The organism is Crocinitomix algicola, assembly GCF_001661595.2.
Taxonomy (GTDB): Bacteria; Bacteroidota; Bacteroidia; order Flavobacteriales_D; family Crocinitomicaceae; genus Crocinitomix; species Crocinitomix algicola.
In genome coordinates this window covers 44,415-60,223 of the sequence record NZ_LYPF02000012.1, presented here as the reverse complement: position 1 = coordinate 60,223, position 15,809 = coordinate 44,415, and the positions used below count along the sequence as shown (strand labels likewise).

The 15,809-nt window shown below is 36.2% G+C and carries 12 protein-coding genes; 8 read left to right on the top strand and 4 right to left on the bottom strand.

Features of this window, described 5'->3' with window-relative positions; translation table 11 throughout:
* Positions 1 to 5: 5 nt before the first annotated feature.
* Positions 6 to 545: a ribosome maturation factor RimM gene (gene rimM / locus A8143_RS07030; protein ID WP_066757633.1), complete on the top strand. Its 540-nt coding sequence runs from the start codon at positions 6 to 8 to the stop codon at positions 543 to 545.
* Entirely contained in the window at positions 542 to 1,252 is a 711-nt protein-coding gene (locus A8143_RS07025) for a tRNA1(Val) (adenine(37)-N6)-methyltransferase (RefSeq protein ID WP_066757630.1), read from the top strand. The genes rimM and A8143_RS07025 overlap by 4 nt, the downstream gene beginning before the upstream one ends.
* Positions 1,253 to 1,293: 41 nt before the next feature.
* On the opposite strand, the gene A8143_RS07020 is transcribed toward A8143_RS07025, so the two are convergent.
* From A8143_RS07020 to mdh, 4 genes are all read right to left on the bottom strand, one after another.
* Positions 1,294 to 2,094 carry an XRE family transcriptional regulator gene (locus A8143_RS07020; RefSeq protein ID WP_217494793.1) on the bottom strand — a complete coding sequence of 267 codons (801 nt, stop codon included), beginning with the start codon at positions 2,092 to 2,094 and terminating at the stop codon, positions 1,294 to 1,296.
* Between the two features lie 87 nt (positions 2,095 to 2,181).
* Positions 2,182 to 3,129, bottom strand: a complete 948-nt coding sequence (locus A8143_RS07015; RefSeq protein WP_066757624.1) for an ABC transporter ATP-binding protein — start codon at positions 3,127 to 3,129, stop codon at positions 2,182 to 2,184.
* A 67-nt stretch (positions 3,130 to 3,196) separates the two neighbouring features.
* Positions 3,197 to 3,589 carry a hypothetical protein gene (locus A8143_RS07010; RefSeq protein ID WP_066757620.1) on the bottom strand — a complete coding sequence of 131 codons (393 nt, stop codon included), beginning with the start codon at positions 3,587 to 3,589 and terminating at the stop codon, positions 3,197 to 3,199.
* 178 nt (positions 3,590 to 3,767) lie between these two features.
* Entirely contained in the window at positions 3,768 to 4,703 is a 936-nt protein-coding gene (mdh, locus tag A8143_RS07005) for a malate dehydrogenase (protein ID WP_066757616.1), read from the bottom strand.
* Between the two features lie 176 nt (positions 4,704 to 4,879).
* On the opposite strand from mdh, the gene A8143_RS07000 reads away from it, so the two are divergent.
* From A8143_RS07000 to secDF, 6 genes are all read left to right on the top strand, one after another.
* Positions 4,880 to 5,461 carry an RNA polymerase sigma factor gene (locus A8143_RS07000; RefSeq protein WP_066757615.1) on the top strand — a complete coding sequence of 194 codons (582 nt, stop codon included), beginning with the start codon at positions 4,880 to 4,882 and terminating at the stop codon, positions 5,459 to 5,461.
* Entirely contained in the window at positions 5,454 to 6,863 is a 1,410-nt protein-coding gene (locus tag A8143_RS06995) for a PKD domain-containing protein (protein WP_066757612.1), read from the top strand. Before A8143_RS07000 ends, A8143_RS06995 begins: the two co-directional genes overlap by 8 nt.
* 162 nt (positions 6,864 to 7,025) lie before the next feature.
* Entirely contained in the window at positions 7,026 to 7,406 is a 381-nt protein-coding gene (locus tag A8143_RS06990; RefSeq protein WP_066757609.1) for a DUF1987 domain-containing protein, read from the top strand.
* Positions 7,407 to 7,534: 128 nt separating this feature from the next.
* Positions 7,535 to 11,266 carry a M4 family metallopeptidase gene (locus A8143_RS17350; RefSeq protein ID WP_066757606.1) on the top strand — a complete coding sequence of 1,244 codons (3,732 nt, stop codon included), beginning with the start codon at positions 7,535 to 7,537 and terminating at the stop codon, positions 11,264 to 11,266.
* Positions 11,267 to 11,396: 130 nt separating this feature from the next.
* Positions 11,397 to 12,479 carry a glycine cleavage system aminomethyltransferase GcvT gene (gene gcvT / locus A8143_RS06980; RefSeq protein ID WP_066757603.1) on the top strand — a complete coding sequence of 361 codons (1,083 nt, stop codon included), beginning with the start codon at positions 11,397 to 11,399 and terminating at the stop codon, positions 12,477 to 12,479.
* A gap of 207 nt (positions 12,480 to 12,686) precedes the next feature.
* Positions 12,687 to 15,764 carry a protein translocase subunit SecDF gene (gene secDF, locus A8143_RS06975; protein WP_066757602.1) on the top strand — a complete coding sequence of 1,026 codons (3,078 nt, stop codon included), beginning with the start codon at positions 12,687 to 12,689 and terminating at the stop codon, positions 15,762 to 15,764.
* Positions 15,765 to 15,809: the final 45 nt, after the last annotated feature.

Here is a 15,809-nt window from a genome sequence, read left to right as displayed (position 1 = left end):
CGAAGATGTTTCTCAAATCGGAATGTTATCGACTAGGAACAATCTCTAAATTGTTTAGCTACAAAGGAGAGGTTAGTATTTTTTTAGATGTTGATGACCCCGAGGAATACAATTTTTTGGAATCAGTTTTTGTTGAATACGACAATAAACTGATTCCATTTTTTTTGGAACGTATTCAAATTAGAAAAAACGGTACGGCCATCGTTAAATTTGAAGATATCGATTCGGAAAAACAAGCCCAAACTATCCTAAAATGTGGCTTATACTTACCGCTAGAATCTTTGCCTGAACTTGAAAACAACGAGTTCTATTTTCATGAGATTGAAGGATTCAAAGTGATTGATCAAATTCATGGCGAAATTGGGTATGTCAATCAAGTTCTCGATTTATCAAACAACCCTTTAATTGAAATTAACTCGAATGGTATTGAAATTCTAATACCGAAACAAGATCAGTTCATTATAAAAATAGACCGCGAGCAAAAAGTATTATCCGTGAACTGCCCTGAAGGTCTTTTAGACATGTATTTTGGAGAAGAGGAATGAGTAATATTTTTCAGTTTAAGGAGTTCAATATTATTCAAGATGTTAACCCGCAAAAAGTAGGAACCGATTCCATGCTTTTAGGTGCTTGGACTTCACAACATCACAATAAAATACTTGATATTGGAACGGGAACGGGAATTTTAGCTCTCATGGCCGCGCAAAAGAATCCTACTGCTTCCATCACAGCAATTGAGCCTGATGTTCACTCAATGAAAGAAGCCGAATTAAATTTCAGAAATTCAAAGTTTTCCAACCGTATCCTTGCGATTAATACCGCTGTTCAAAATTTTGGAGCAATCGAAAAATTCGATTTGATTATCTCTAATCCTCCCTATTTTGAAAATGCCTTTTTAAGTGAGGACTCTAATCGAAATAGAGCTCGGCACACCAACGATTTACCTATCCATGAGTTTTACCTGGCTTGTGCTGAACTTTTAAGTGAAAAGGGAACTTTATCCATAATAATCCCTTCCCATTTAGAAGAAACTCATATAGAACGTGCCCTAACGGAGGAACTATTTCCAAAAAGAATTCTAAGAACCCGTCGTCCAAATGGAGTGTCCATTCGCACACTAATCGAATACAGTTTTAGCGAAATAAATCCGACAACATCTAATCTTCTTGTCAAAGATCAGAATGGTAAATATTCATCTGAATATATAAACTTAACCAAAGATTTCTATGGAATAGATTTGACTAAACGATAACAAGTTAGAGTTCTCCTTCAAACTCAAACAAAACATTCTTCCTAATTATTCAACTGTTTTTTGGGAATATAAATATTCTTAAGGTGTTTAACCTCAGTTTGCAAATCTAAAATTGCTTGAGTCAATTCACTCTCTTTAAAACTCGATGTTGGTAAATCTGATGATATATAATTTACAAAACGCCACATTTCAACAATATCATTCGCATGTACTTCATAAGGCTCGTACAATGGATTTGTCGAACATAATTGAAAGCATTGATTATCATTCAAACGTTTGTATACATTCTTAAAAACAATTCCATCATCGACCGTTACAACGATATGAGGAAAACCATCTTTAATCGTATTCCAATTTTCTACATACTCTCCAATGACATAGCTTCCATCTGAAACTGGCGGCATCGAATCACCTTTAATTGGAAATGTCCTATATTTTCTGTCTTTCTTTAAAAAAGGTAAGTTAAAAGTCGGCAAAACACTAATAAATTCAGGGTCTGAATAACCTGTGGTATATCCAGCCCTAGCTTTCTTGGAAACTAACTCAATATTATCATTGTTTTCTTGATCAACTGTTATCGCAATTACCCGGACACTTTTACCTTCCACATCAACTTCAATTCCCTTATCTATTTTCTCCCATTCCGCTTCAGAGATTTTTGCTAACTCAATTTTAATGAGTTTGTCCAGAGAAATATTAAAGAACTCGCTAAACTTGGTCAAATTTTCCAAATTTGGTTCCGCTACTCCATTTTCATACCCACTATAAGAAGAACGAGTCAACCCGAGTGCAGACGCTAACTCCTCTTGAGACATTTTTTTTCTCTTTCTTAATAATTTCAAATTTTCTCCTATGATTGAAATGCTCATTGTAAATAACCAATTGATTAATATCTAGTCAAATATAATGAATAATATCTGATATTTTAATCATTTGAACGAGATTTTTCGAATAAAAATTTCACGAACCTCAGAAATATCTTCAGTTGAATAAAGTTGAATATGACCACTATGGCAACTGAATACGGCTGTTGAATACCATCCTAAATTGACTTGCTTAACAAATTTTACTGCAACTTTAATACTATAATTATCATCTTGATTCAGTGAAAAAAACGAGGGTCGGAAATAGATTTTTTCTCCATTTACAAGGATTTCATTAACCGGTCCAAAAAAACGTGCTTCTTTTAATGATTGTGGATTATTATAAAAATTACTTGGAGAATCAATTCTCTTAATTTCACCTTCGTCAATGAAAATTATTTTATCCGCCCACTCCATTGCTTCAACCCCATTATGCGTAACCATAATTACGCCAAGCCCTCTTTCTTTGACATAAGATTTAATATGCGATTCAATCACATTTTTGGTTTGAAAATCAAGCTGATTAAAAGGTTCATCGAGCAATAACAATTCAGGCTCATCAGCCAAAGCTCTTGCCATGGCCAATCGTTGTTTTTGGCCTCCAGATAATTGTTTTGTGGAAACATCACGGTACTGCGTTAAATTTGTAATATCCAATAATAACTCTATTCTTTTGCGCTGGTAATCTACATCAAAAGCTAGTAGTCGTAGCCGAATATTTTCTTCAACCGTATGAAAATCGTTTAAATCAAAATCCTGATTCACGAGTTTAATTAACTCATGACCGGGTACTAATTTTTCTGAAGCATCTAAAACAAGTTCGTTTTTCAACTGCACATCTCCCTGGCTATGCGGAAGCAATCCAGCAATTCCTTTTAGTAGTGTCGTCTTTCCTTCTCCACTTGCACCGAGAATTACAATGATTTCTTTCTTTTCTAATTTAAAAGAACAGTTTCTAACGACTTCCTTCTTATCATATTTAATTGTGAGGTTTTGAACACTTAGTAAGGACATGTTCAAATTTACAAATCACATCAATAGAGATTAAACAGACTATAAAATTCTTTCAACAACTACTTTTTTATTCTTCCACTGTAATATAATAAGATTCAAATTCATTTACAGAAACGTAAAATCTTAATTCGTATACGCCAGGTAGATCAAAGCTAATTGGGTAATTATACGATTTCTCTATAAACTCATCGATACAATTACAGCCCTCATAAACAGTCGTCATCCAAACAGTCAAGATGTTAGAATTTCGTTCGACTTCAAATTCCACTTGATTGCCACATGAATTATCTACAACATAGTTTAATCCAACATCAAATATTTCATTGACTGTTACCGTATCTGGATAGTTATAAATAAAAGCTGGTGTCAATTGTTCGTATCGACAATTATCAACTTGTTTTTTACAGGATAAACCTATTCCTACAACCGCAATTAATGCGACGATGATTTTTGTTTTCATATTAATTCCTTCTCCTTCTTTCAGCTTTAGTTATTTGCTAATCAATTTACGATGCTTTTATTTCATTGGTTGGTATCGACAAGGCAAATCTATATAATTCGATAAAAATAACTGTCAAAAACAAAAAAACGGGTTCCAAAATAAATTGAAACCCGCTTGACAAATTACTTCTTGATGCTTAAAGAACGTCCATTCCTTCAAGTACATCCATCACATTTCTCACTGCTTTTGCAGAGTCATTTAATAATGCTTGTTCATCTTCATTTAAATCTACTTCAATAATTTTTTCAATTCCGTTTTTACCTAAAACCACAGGAACTCCTAAATAGATTTTGTCTTGTCCGTACTCACCTTCTAACCATGAACATACAGGAAGAACTCTTTTTTGATCTTTCACTATCGCTTCAACCATTTGAGCAGCCGCCGCACCTGGCGCATACCATGCAGACGTACCTAACAACTTAACGATTTCGCCTCCGCCAAATTTAGTTCTCTCGATAATCGCATCTAATTTTTCTTTTTCAATTAATTCAGTTACTGGAATTCCTCCAACTGTTGTGTATCTCGGAAGCGGCACCATAGTATCACCATGTCCACCCATCAATAAAGCTTGAATGTCTTTAGGAGAAACGTTTAATTCCATCGCTAAAAATGAACGATAACGTGCAGTATCTAATACTCCTGCCATTCCCATCACTTTACTTTTATCAACCTTTGCAGACAAATAAGCTGTATAACACATTACATCCAAAGGGTTAGATACAATGATTATTTTGGCATCTGGTGAGTGCTTAATAATGTTTTCAGTTACCGATTTTACAATTCCCGCATTAGTTGCTATCAAATCATCTCTTGACATTCCCGGTTTTCTAGGAATTCCAGAGGTAATTACAACTACTTCAGATCCCGCAGTTTTTGCATAATCATTAGTTGAACCTGTGATTCTTGAATCATATAAGTTAACTGGAGAAGTCTCCCACATATCTAAAGCCTTGCCTTCAGCAACACCTTCTTTGATATCCAACAATACGATTTCATTTGCAATTTCATTATGAGCAAGCACATTAGCACAGGTTGAACCAACATTTCCAGCTCCTACAACGGTAACTTTCATCTTTTTAGATTATAATTAATTAGTTATTTGTTTGATCAATTGCGAAATTAAAAGTTTTTTTAAACCTAAACGAAATTTATACTCGCATTTTTTTATGAATTTTGACTTTAGCTAAACTTTTCTGGAAATGATGGCAACCCTATAATTCAGCCAACGTTTAATTGAATGTAAACACCGTGGAAAAAAAAGAAGAATTAAAAGAAATCGTAGACGGTTGCATCCGAGGTAAGCGCAAGTTTCAAAAGCAATTATTTGAAATGTTTTACGGTAAGATGATGTCTGTTTGCTATCGTTACGCTAAAGATGCGGACGAAGCGCAAGATATGGTGCAAAACGGTTTCATTAAAGTATTCAAAAAACTGGATGTTTACAATTTTGAAGGTTCTTTGGAAGGTTGGATAAGAAGAATTATGGTGAACACTGCTATCGATCAAATTCGAAAAAACAAAAGAGACCCTTTCTTGATTGACGATGAAGAACGGGTGCAGGATTTCGAAGAGGATCCACCATTCTCCGTTGAAGAGGATGAATATTACGCGAAATTAAAAGCAGAAACTGCCATAGAGGCGATTAGTGAGTTATCCCCTGCGTACAGAATGGTTTTTAACATGTACGTAATAGAAGGATTTACTCACAAAGAAATCGCTGAATATTTAGGGATAAGTGAAGGTACTTCTAAATCCAACTTAGCAAAAGCGAAACAAAAACTGCGAGCGCAACTAACGATAAAGTTCGCGAATTTGAACGAACATGAGTGATATTGGTAAAATATTTAAATCAGCAATTGAAGGGCATGAAATGCCTTTTGACGCGGGTGCATGGGACAAACTAAACAAACAATTGGATAATCCCATGGAGGATGCTGTCAGAAATGCTTTAGAAGGGCACGAGGCGCCCTACAACCCCAAAGCATGGAAAGCAATAAAAGGGCGTGTACATTCTACGCCTTCAATTCTGCATTGGGTGAGTGGTACTGCTGCTGCATTAGGCTTGATTGCAATGGGCATATTTGTGTTTACCCCTAACGATGATCTGGATGTAATTGTTAATGCTACACCTTCCTATAAACATGCTCCAATTAGCTCAATCGAAATTAATACTGATAAACAAAAAACTGAGTCTGAGAATATTCTTGAAGAAAAAAGCCTTGCTGAAACCGAAGAAATTCGCTCAACAAGTGAAACAACCGAAAAAAATATAGCGAGAACGAATAATGCGGATTTTATTACTCCAATTTCTAGTTCATCTTTAGCTCCAATCGATTCTTCTACAGAATTCGTAATCCCTGATATGACTCCTTCTTATACTGAATCTCCAAAATATGGAGAAGAGGTTAAGACGCATAAAAACGCTAACGAAGATTTTTCAGAGCACAATCTTAAAAATAATGAGTTTTTAGCGCTTTTCAGTATTGAGTCTTCTACTATTTGTACAGGTGAGGTAGTTCATGTAAGTCCTGAATCATCTGAAAATAACTTGATATACGAGTGGTTATTCGGAGATGGAAACCGGAAAACAGCCCTGAATGCACAACATAGTTATATTCATGCAGGATCTTATACAATAAGTCTAAATGTTTATGATCAAGGTCATTCAACATTATTAGCCACACACACTGAAGCAATTCACATCAAGGAAAGTCCTGCTGCAGATTTTACAATACATCAGCCCACAGAACATCTTCCTGCATTTCAATTCGAATGTTTAACGGAAGAAAAGGAGCATGTAACTTGGAAAATAAATAATCAGCTCTTCGCGGATAAAGATTTATTCGAATATACTTTTAAACAAAAAGGGGACTATAGTGTACAACTCAAAACTACAAATTCGAATAATTGCTCATCAATTATAGAAAAGTCCATAGAAGTAAAAGAAGATTTTAATTTGTACGCCCCAACCGCTTTTTCTACCGAGAGTGCTACGAATAATTACTTTATGCCGTCGGCCCTAGAAGTGATGAATAAAGAATTTGAGATGGTAATCTTTAACAAAGCCGGGAATCAAATTTATCAAACCAAGAATGTGAACGAACCGTGGAGAGGTATAGACTCTCGTATGAATGACATGGCTCCTTCTGGTGAAATGTATACTTGGATCGTGTATTTGAAAAATTCAAATGGCACAACGGATCGTTATTTCGGACAAGTTTTGAAATTATAATAATTCAATATTTTCGATATTCAAAAGTGTGATTTATTTAAAAATTGAATCACACTTTTTTTAAATACTTAAATTTTATCTCGATAATTTTAGGTTCTAAATTGAACTTTTACTAGTTTTACTCGTTATTACAATTATACCAAACAGCAATTGACGATAAACATGTCTCTAGAAATTAAAGCTACATTAAAAACCCCGAAGGTAATTGTTAATCCAGAAAATGGACAAATATTACTCGCTGGGATTTCAATACCCGAAGATCCCTACTCATTTTATTCCCCGATAAATGAGAAGATCAATGAATACTTACAAAATCCAAATAAGAAAACGACGCTAGAATTTAAGTTAGAGTACTTTAATACGAGCTCGACACTTGTCATACGAAATTTAATCCGAGACCTTTCTGAAAGTACTGTCAATACAGAGCTGGAAGTAAAGTGGTATTACGAACAATATGATGATGATATGAAAGAAGCTGGGGAAGAGTTCAAACTTCTTTTTCATAAATTAAACTTCAACCTTGTCGAGGTTGAAGAATTTTAGTCGCAATCGATATCCCCTCTATTCAATATCAGTTGTACTTTTTTAACTTTCAACTGCTTAATTCAAATCGTTTTTAAATTTTCTTATGTTTTTTTTCGCTATATTGCGTCATTAGAAAAAAAACTACCATGAAAATTTCGAAGTTACATTGGATTATTACGGCCGTACTATTCGTAAGTCTTAATTATCTATCTGCACAAAAAGTTTACACAGGACTCGAAGCCTTAAAACGACATAAAAACACTGAACTTGTTCGTGAAAGCAAATTCAGCTCTTTGCCGTCTTATATCAAATTTAAAGATGAGGGCCAAATTGATATAGACGATCTTGCAAAATGGATGAACAACAATTTCAGATTTGACCCAAATATCAGCTTTAAACTTCTCCGTGAAGACGTTGATATTTTAGGACATACTCATTATCGATTCCAACAAACGTACAACGGAAAGCCCATAGAGGATGCTATATGGATTGCACATACAAAAGCAGATAAAGTATACTCGTTAAACGGCCTAATTTATGACAAAATTCCAGCGGAAAGTACTCCCGTTTTATCAGAAGATGAGGCCCTCAATAAAGCTAAGGATTTTGTTGGTGCTTCTGTTTATAAATGGGAATTGCCGATTGAGGAACAACATATTAAATGGGAACAAAACAATCCGGAAGCAACCTTTTTCCCAACGGGAGAACAAGTTATGGTTTCTAAAAACTGCTCATTTCTATTGAATGATTATCGACTTGCGTATAAATTTAACATATACGCGCATGCCCCCTTATATAGAGCATATGTTTATGTTGATGCAATCACGGGTGAGGTTATTCGTGAAAACAAATTAATTTATCATGCCGACGAAGAAGGCACTGCTCATACAGCCTATAGTGGTGCTCGAGAAATTATCGCAGACAGCCATGAGGGAGAATATCGATTGAGAGATGCCTCACGTGGTGATGGCGTTCGTACTTTTGACATGAATGAAGGGACTTTTTACGGAGATGCTGTGGATTTTATTGACGACGATAATGATTGGAACAATGTAAACCCGGAAAAAGATGAATATGCTACTGATGCACATTGGGGAGCAGAAATGACTTACGATTATTTCTTAAGTGACCATGATCGAAATAGTATTGACAACGCCGGATTTCAATTAAACAGCTACGTCCATTATTCTGTAGATTTTGATAATGCTTTCTGGGATGGAGAACGTATGACTTACGGAGATGGTAATATCTACTTCACTCCCTTGACTGGTCTTGATGTATGTGGTCACGAAGTAACACATGGATTAACAACTTTTACGGCTAACCTCGTTTATGCTGATGAATCTGGTGCTCTAAACGAATCGTTCAGTGATATTTTTGGAACAGCAATTGAACATTTTGGGCGACCAGAGGATTGGGATTGGTTAATTGGATTAGATATCGGATTAACTGGACCGCTTAGGTCTATGTCCAACCCAAATTCAGAAGGGGACCCAGACACCTATTTTGGAGATTATTGGGCTCCTCTTGGTGGTGGCGATAGCGGCGGAGTACATACTAATAGTGGTGTGCAAAATTTCTGGTACTATTTGCTATCTGTTGGTGGAACAGGCACAAATGATAATGGAGATGCTTATGATGTTGAGTCGATAGGTATTGAATCAGCTAGTGCAATTGCGTTTAGAAATCTCACAGTGTACTTAACGACCAGCTCACAGTTTAACGATGCTCGTTTTTATTCTTTAGTTGCTGCAGAAGATTTATTCGGAGGTTGTTCATTTGAAGTGCAACAAACAGGAAACGCGTGGTACGCAGTAGGTGTTGGTGAAATCTTCAGTGCTGAAACTACTGCAGATTTCGTAACAAGTGATACAGTTGGTTGTACCCTGCCTTACACCGCAAACTTTACAAACCTAAGTTTAAACGCGATGACGTATACTTGGGACTTTGGCGATGGCGGTACGAGTACTGATGAATCACCTTCTCACACGTACACGGAAGAAGGAACTTATACTGTAACGCTTACTGCGGATGGTGGAGAATGTGGGACAGATGCCATTACTAAGACGGCTTATATCGTGGTTGATCCGACCATGGATTGTGTCATAATTATGCCAGAATCAGGTGGAGGCTCAACACAAACAAGCTGCGAAGGTACTTTATTTGATAGTGGTGGTCCTGATGCACAATATGGTGCCGCTGAAGATTCATGGATTACAATTGCTCCTTTTGGGGCGTCTTCTGTTAATCTATCTTTTGTAATGTTTGACATTGAAGAAGGCTCTGATGATATATGTGATTACGACTATCTTGAAATTTATGACGGTCCGAGTGATTTATCACCGTTAATCGGTCGCTATTGTAACACTGTACCGCCTTCCGACATTACTTCTACAGGTGGAGCAATAACCTTAGTTTTTCATTCAGACAATTATTTACAAGAAAATGGTTTTGAAATAGAATGGTCGTGCGAAATTCCTGTTGAATTACCAGATGCAGAATTCACAGTAAATTCGGAAGAAAGTTGTTCTGGCCTGGTTTATTTTACCGACTTAACGACCAATGCTCCAATAGAGTGGTTATGGGAATTCGGAGATGGATCAACTTCAACTGATCAGAACCCAGAGCATACTTATGCTGGTGATGGAACATACACAGTTAGTTTAACAGCAACAAATATTGCTGGGGAAGATGTCGAAGTTAAAACAGATTATATCGTTGTAAATAGTCCTGAAAACCCGATTGTTTCAGGTGCTGAAATTTGTGAGGATGAACCTGCCACCTTAGTTGCTGCTGGTGCAGGTACAATAAAATGGTACGAAGACGAAATGGATGAAACTCCGCTGCATATAGGTCCTAGTTTTATTACCCCTGCACTCGCCACAACAACATCTTACTGGGTTGAAGACGATGTTTTTGATGACCCTCAATTCGTTGGACCTCCCAATAATTCTTTTGCCGGAGGAGGAAATTTTGCCGGCGACCAACACATGATTTTCAACAACCCTACCCCAGTTACTTTAAAATCTGTAAAAGTTTACGCAAATGGTGCTGGAAATAGAACGATAGAGTTAAGAGATAATGACGGAAGCATCATTGAATCAAAGGTCATCTATATCCCAGACGGAGAAAGTGTTGTAACCTTAGATTTAGCTCTTCCTGTTGGTTCAAATTTACAATTAGGAACGGCCTTAGGTAGTACTCCGAATTTGTACAGAAATAACGATGGAGGAACGACCTACCCATATATACTCGATGGTTCTGTTGAAATCATTAACAGTAGTGCCGGAGATAATTTCTATTATTTCTTCTATGACTGGGAAATCCACACCTACGAATGTGTTAGTGACCGTGTAGAAGCCGTGGCAAATGTTTCTGACGCCTATGAAATAGTCGTAGATGATAACCAAACCATTTGTATTCAATCGAGCTCAATTATTTTAAACGCAAGCGAAACAGGCGGAACCTGGTCCTCAACATGCGGTGATTGTATTGATGAAGAAACTGGCGAATTTAACCCTGCGTTGTCGGGAGAGGGTTCTTGGGTTGTCACCTACTCTATGGAAGACGAAGAATGTTTATCTGGCAACACTTTAACTGTTAATGTTGTGGATTGTTTGAACGTTGGAGATGAGGAAGCCAATAATATTAAAATATACCCTAACCCCACAAAAGGAAACCTGATTATTGATACAAAGTACATCGGAGGGTCTATTTTGATTAAAGATATTATCGGTAAAACCATTCTGAGAATTGACATCAGCAGTGCATCCACTATTATCGATCTAAATCAGTATAACGCTAGAGGTACTTACTTTGTTGAATTTTATGACGATCAAAATTCATTAAAAGCAGTAAAAAAGGTTGTAAAACATTAACAATTTTCTTAAGATATGTAAAAAGCAGTCCACAGAGGCTGCTTTTTTTTGGCCTTCTATATCCCGCAAGTTTAAATACTTTATATTTGCCTCAATTTAAATTGAATTTAATCAAACAAAGATATATACAATGAAAAATACCGCTTTAACAAATACACACATTGAATTAGGAGCTAAAATGGTCCCATTCGCAGGATTCAATATGCCTGTTCAATATGAAGGAGTAAAAGCTGAACACGAAACAGTACGACAAGGCGTTGGAGTTTTCGACGTTTCGCACATGGGAGAATTTTTAATCAGTGGAGAAAAAGCACTAGAATTGATTCAACGCGTATCTTCAAATGACGCGAGCAAATTAGAAATTGGTAAAGCACAATACAGTTGTCTTCCAAACGATAATGGCGGAATTGTAGATGATTTAATTATTTACCAGATCAAGGAAGAACAATACCTCTTGGTGGTAAATGCTTCAAATATTGAAAAGGACTGGAACTGGATAAGCTCTCATAATACCATGGGTGCAGAAATGAGAAACCTCTCTGACGATTATTCTTTACTGGCTATTCAAGGACCTAAAGCAGCCGAAGCTATGCAAAGCCTTACTTCAATTGACTTGGCGGGAATACCTTTTTATAATTTTAAAGTTGGGCCTTTCGCTGGAATCGAGCATGTCATCATCTCTGCTACGGGATACACAGGTTCAGGTGGCTTCGAAATTTATTGCAAAAATGATGAAGTTCAAAAGATTTGGGATGCGGTATTTGAAGCAGGTAAAGATTGGGGCATTAAACCTATAGGATTAGCTGCCCGCGATACCTTGAGATTAGAAATGGGGTATTGTCTTTATGGTAACGACATTAATGATACAACTTCACCTTTAGAAGCAGGATTAGGTTGGGTGACTAAATTCACCAAAGACTTTGTAAACTCTGAAAATTTGAAATCTCAAAAAGAAGAAGGTGTAAAGAGAAAATTAGTTGGTTTCGAACTAGTTGATAGGGGTGTCCCAAGAAATGGATATACAATTAACAATGTTAACGGTGAAAAAATTGGAGAAGTAACTTCAGGAACCATGGCGCCTTCATTAAATAAAGCTATTGGTCTTGGGTACGTTACAGTCGAAAACTCAACCGTTGATTCTGAAATCTTTATAGAAGTAAGAAACAAGCAATTAAAAGCTATTGTTAAAAAAGCTCCATTTTACAAAGCTTAAAACACAAAAATGATAAAATTTTAACCGTTTAAGCTTTTGTTTAAACGGTTTTTTCAGTTAAAAAAACAAGTAACCTAACTAACTAACAGGAACTTAACTAAAAAACATACCCTTTCATTATTTACCTGCTTTTGAATTGGTTATTTACATTTGAAATTCTATATTTGCAGGCTTGAAAATTGTACATTAGATAAACTATCACTTTAAATGAGAAATAAAGGATTTTTTTGGTCAATAACTATCGCATTAGCATTGGCTTGTATTTATCAGCTTTCTTTCACGTTTGCGACTAACCGAGTTGAAAACGACGCTGAAGAATACGCAGAGAATAAAATTGACTCTTTGGTAGGAGCGAATACTAGCGTTCTTCAAATTGGAGAAACGGAGTATGATTTGTCAACGCCTGCTGATAGTAGTGAATTGATCAATTTATACAAAGGTGAATATTTAAAAAGTCAAATGAATGAAGAAATTCATTTTGCTGGTTTTACTTACGCCGAATGTAAAGAAAACGAGATTAACTTAGGACTAGACCTTAAGGGAGGGATGAGTGCTACACTCGAAATTTCTGTTCCGGAACTTGTTGCTTCACTAGCTGGTAATACCCGCAACTTACAGTTTAAAACAGCTTATGATGCGGCTAATGAGAAAACAAATGCTGGAGAAGGTGATTTCATCGATTTATTCGTTTCTGAATTCGAAACAGCAAATCCTGAAACACCATTAGCTAAAATCTTTCACATGCACAACCCTGATCAGTTAGCGGCAGAAGCTACTAATGAGGAGGTAAATGCGTTTTTGAAAGAACAAGCCAACAATGCTTTAGACGGAGTTGAAATTATCATCGAAAAAAGGGTGAATCAATTTGGGGTTGCCCAACCAACAATCCAAAAACAAGCTGGTTCGAACAGAATATTTGTTGAATTACCAGGTGTTAGTGATAAAGTATCTGTTCGTAGAAAACTACAAGCAACAGCCAACTTAGAGTTTTATGAAGTTTATGATAATGCTAGTGGTATTTCGAACATCTTATTAAGTAAAGAAGAGGAATTAAGAAAAGCATTAGCAGGTATTGAAGTTGAGGAAGAAGCAGTTGACACGGTGAACACAGATTCAACTTTGACTGCGAATGAGACGCCTGACTCTACAAACAATCCAATCGATGATTTACTCGGTGAAGATTTAATCGAAGATGATTTATTAGAAGAGGACGAAGTACCTGATTCTGCTAAAACACGTGCTGAATTAGAGAAAAAATATCCAATTTCATCTGTTCTTTCAATGGCTTACGAATACAATGAGGAAGGACAACCTGTTGGATTCCGTTCAGGATCTGTTATTGGTTATGCAAACGTTAAAGATACGGCTGCATTGAACGCTCGTCTGCGTCATCAGGTAATGCGGACTTCTTTGCCACAAGACTTAGTTTTCATGTGGGATTCTAAAGAAATTGAAGACGAAAACAAACTTCCTACTGGTGTTGTTGGCTTGCACGCCATTAAAGTACCTAAAAATGGTCCTCGAGTGAATGGAGAAGACATTGACTATGCAGCTTTAGATGATTCACAAATTGGAAGTTATGGTGTTAGAATGGTCATGAATAAAATTGGTGCTTCGAAATGGGAGGACATGACTACTGATAATCTAAACCAACAAGTAGCAATCACCATGGATGGTTTGGTTTTCTCTGCACCAGTGGTTAACGGTGTTATGACTTATAACTCTTCAATTACAGGAAGCTTTACTTTAGCTGAAGCAAATGACTTGGCAGGACTATTAAATGCAGGAGCTCTTCCAGCACCAGTTAAAATTGTTGATGAATCTGTAGTAGGAGCTTCTTTAGGGCAAGAAAATATCTCAGCGGGAATTTGGTCTTTCCTTTTAGCGTTATGTATTGTATTAATTTATATGGTATTTTACTACAATAAGGCAGGTTTAATTGCTGACGCTGCATTAGTAATCAACATTTTCCTACTAATTGGTGCACTAGCTTCACTGAAGGCGATTTTAACTTTACCTGGAATTGCAGGTATTGTTTTAACTATTGGTATGTCCGTAGATGCAAACGTTCTAATCTTTGAGAGAATTCGAGAAGAATTACGTAACGGTAAAAATGTTAAAGGAGCCATTAAAGAAGGATATTCAAAAGCATTATCTGCAATTTTGGATGCAAATATTACTACACTATTAACCGGTATCGTTCTCGCAACTTTTGGTACAGGACCAATAAAAGGATTTGCAACAACTTTAATCATTGGTATCTTCACCTCTTTCTTCGCAGCAGTAGTTATCACTCGATTGATTGTGATGGCTTTTGTTGAAAAAGACCGCAAAGTCCAATTCTCTACAAAAATCACAGAGAACTGGTTCACAAAAAATAATGTGGCCTTCGTTAAAAAACGTAAAATGTTCTACTTGGTATCAGGAGCTGTAATCATTGCCGGTGCTATTTCATTGGCGACAAGAGGTCTAGATTATGGGGTAGATTTTGCGGGAGGAAGACAATATAAAGTTGTTTTCAATGATCAAAACGCAGACTATGAAGGGATTAGAGAAGCTTTAAAAGTTGAGTTCGAAGGAGATGAACCAAATGTAAAGATGGTAGACAATACTTCAACAGCTCTAATTACCACCAAGTATAAAATTGAAGACGCAACAGGAGCTACAGACAGTTTAGTAGAATCTAAGCTTCGTGCTGGTTTAACTTCTTTTGGCGCATTTGAAACCACTGAGTCAAAGAAAATCGCTCCAACGATTTCTAAGGACTTGAAAGCAAACTCGTTTTATGCAATTGGTTTCTCTCTACTTGTAATTTTCTTATATATCCTGTTCCGTTTTAGAAAATGGCAATATGGATTGGGTGCTCTAATTGCAATGGCGCATGACGTTATTATCGTTTTATCAATTTTCTCAATTTTCCACGGATGGATTGGATTCTCAATGGAAATTGATCAAGCCTTTATAGCAGCAATACTTACTGTTGTTGGTTATTCAATTAACGATACGGTAGTTGTATTTGATAGAATTAGAGAGTACTTAGGTTTACATACTAAGAAAAACAGAAAAGAAGTGATTAACATGGCACTGAATTCAACTTTAGGTCGAACGGTTAATACTTCTGTTTCTACTTTCATAGTACTATTTGTCATCTTCTTGTTTGGAGGTGCTGCAATTCAAGGATTTGTATTTGCATTAATGGTAGGTGTTGTTGTTGGAACATACTCTTCATTGTTTATTGCAACTCCTGCAGTAATAGACCTTACAAACGAAGAAGAAAAAAAATAAGATTTACACACAAAATTTGAAAAGCCTTCCTTAACTTTGGAGGGC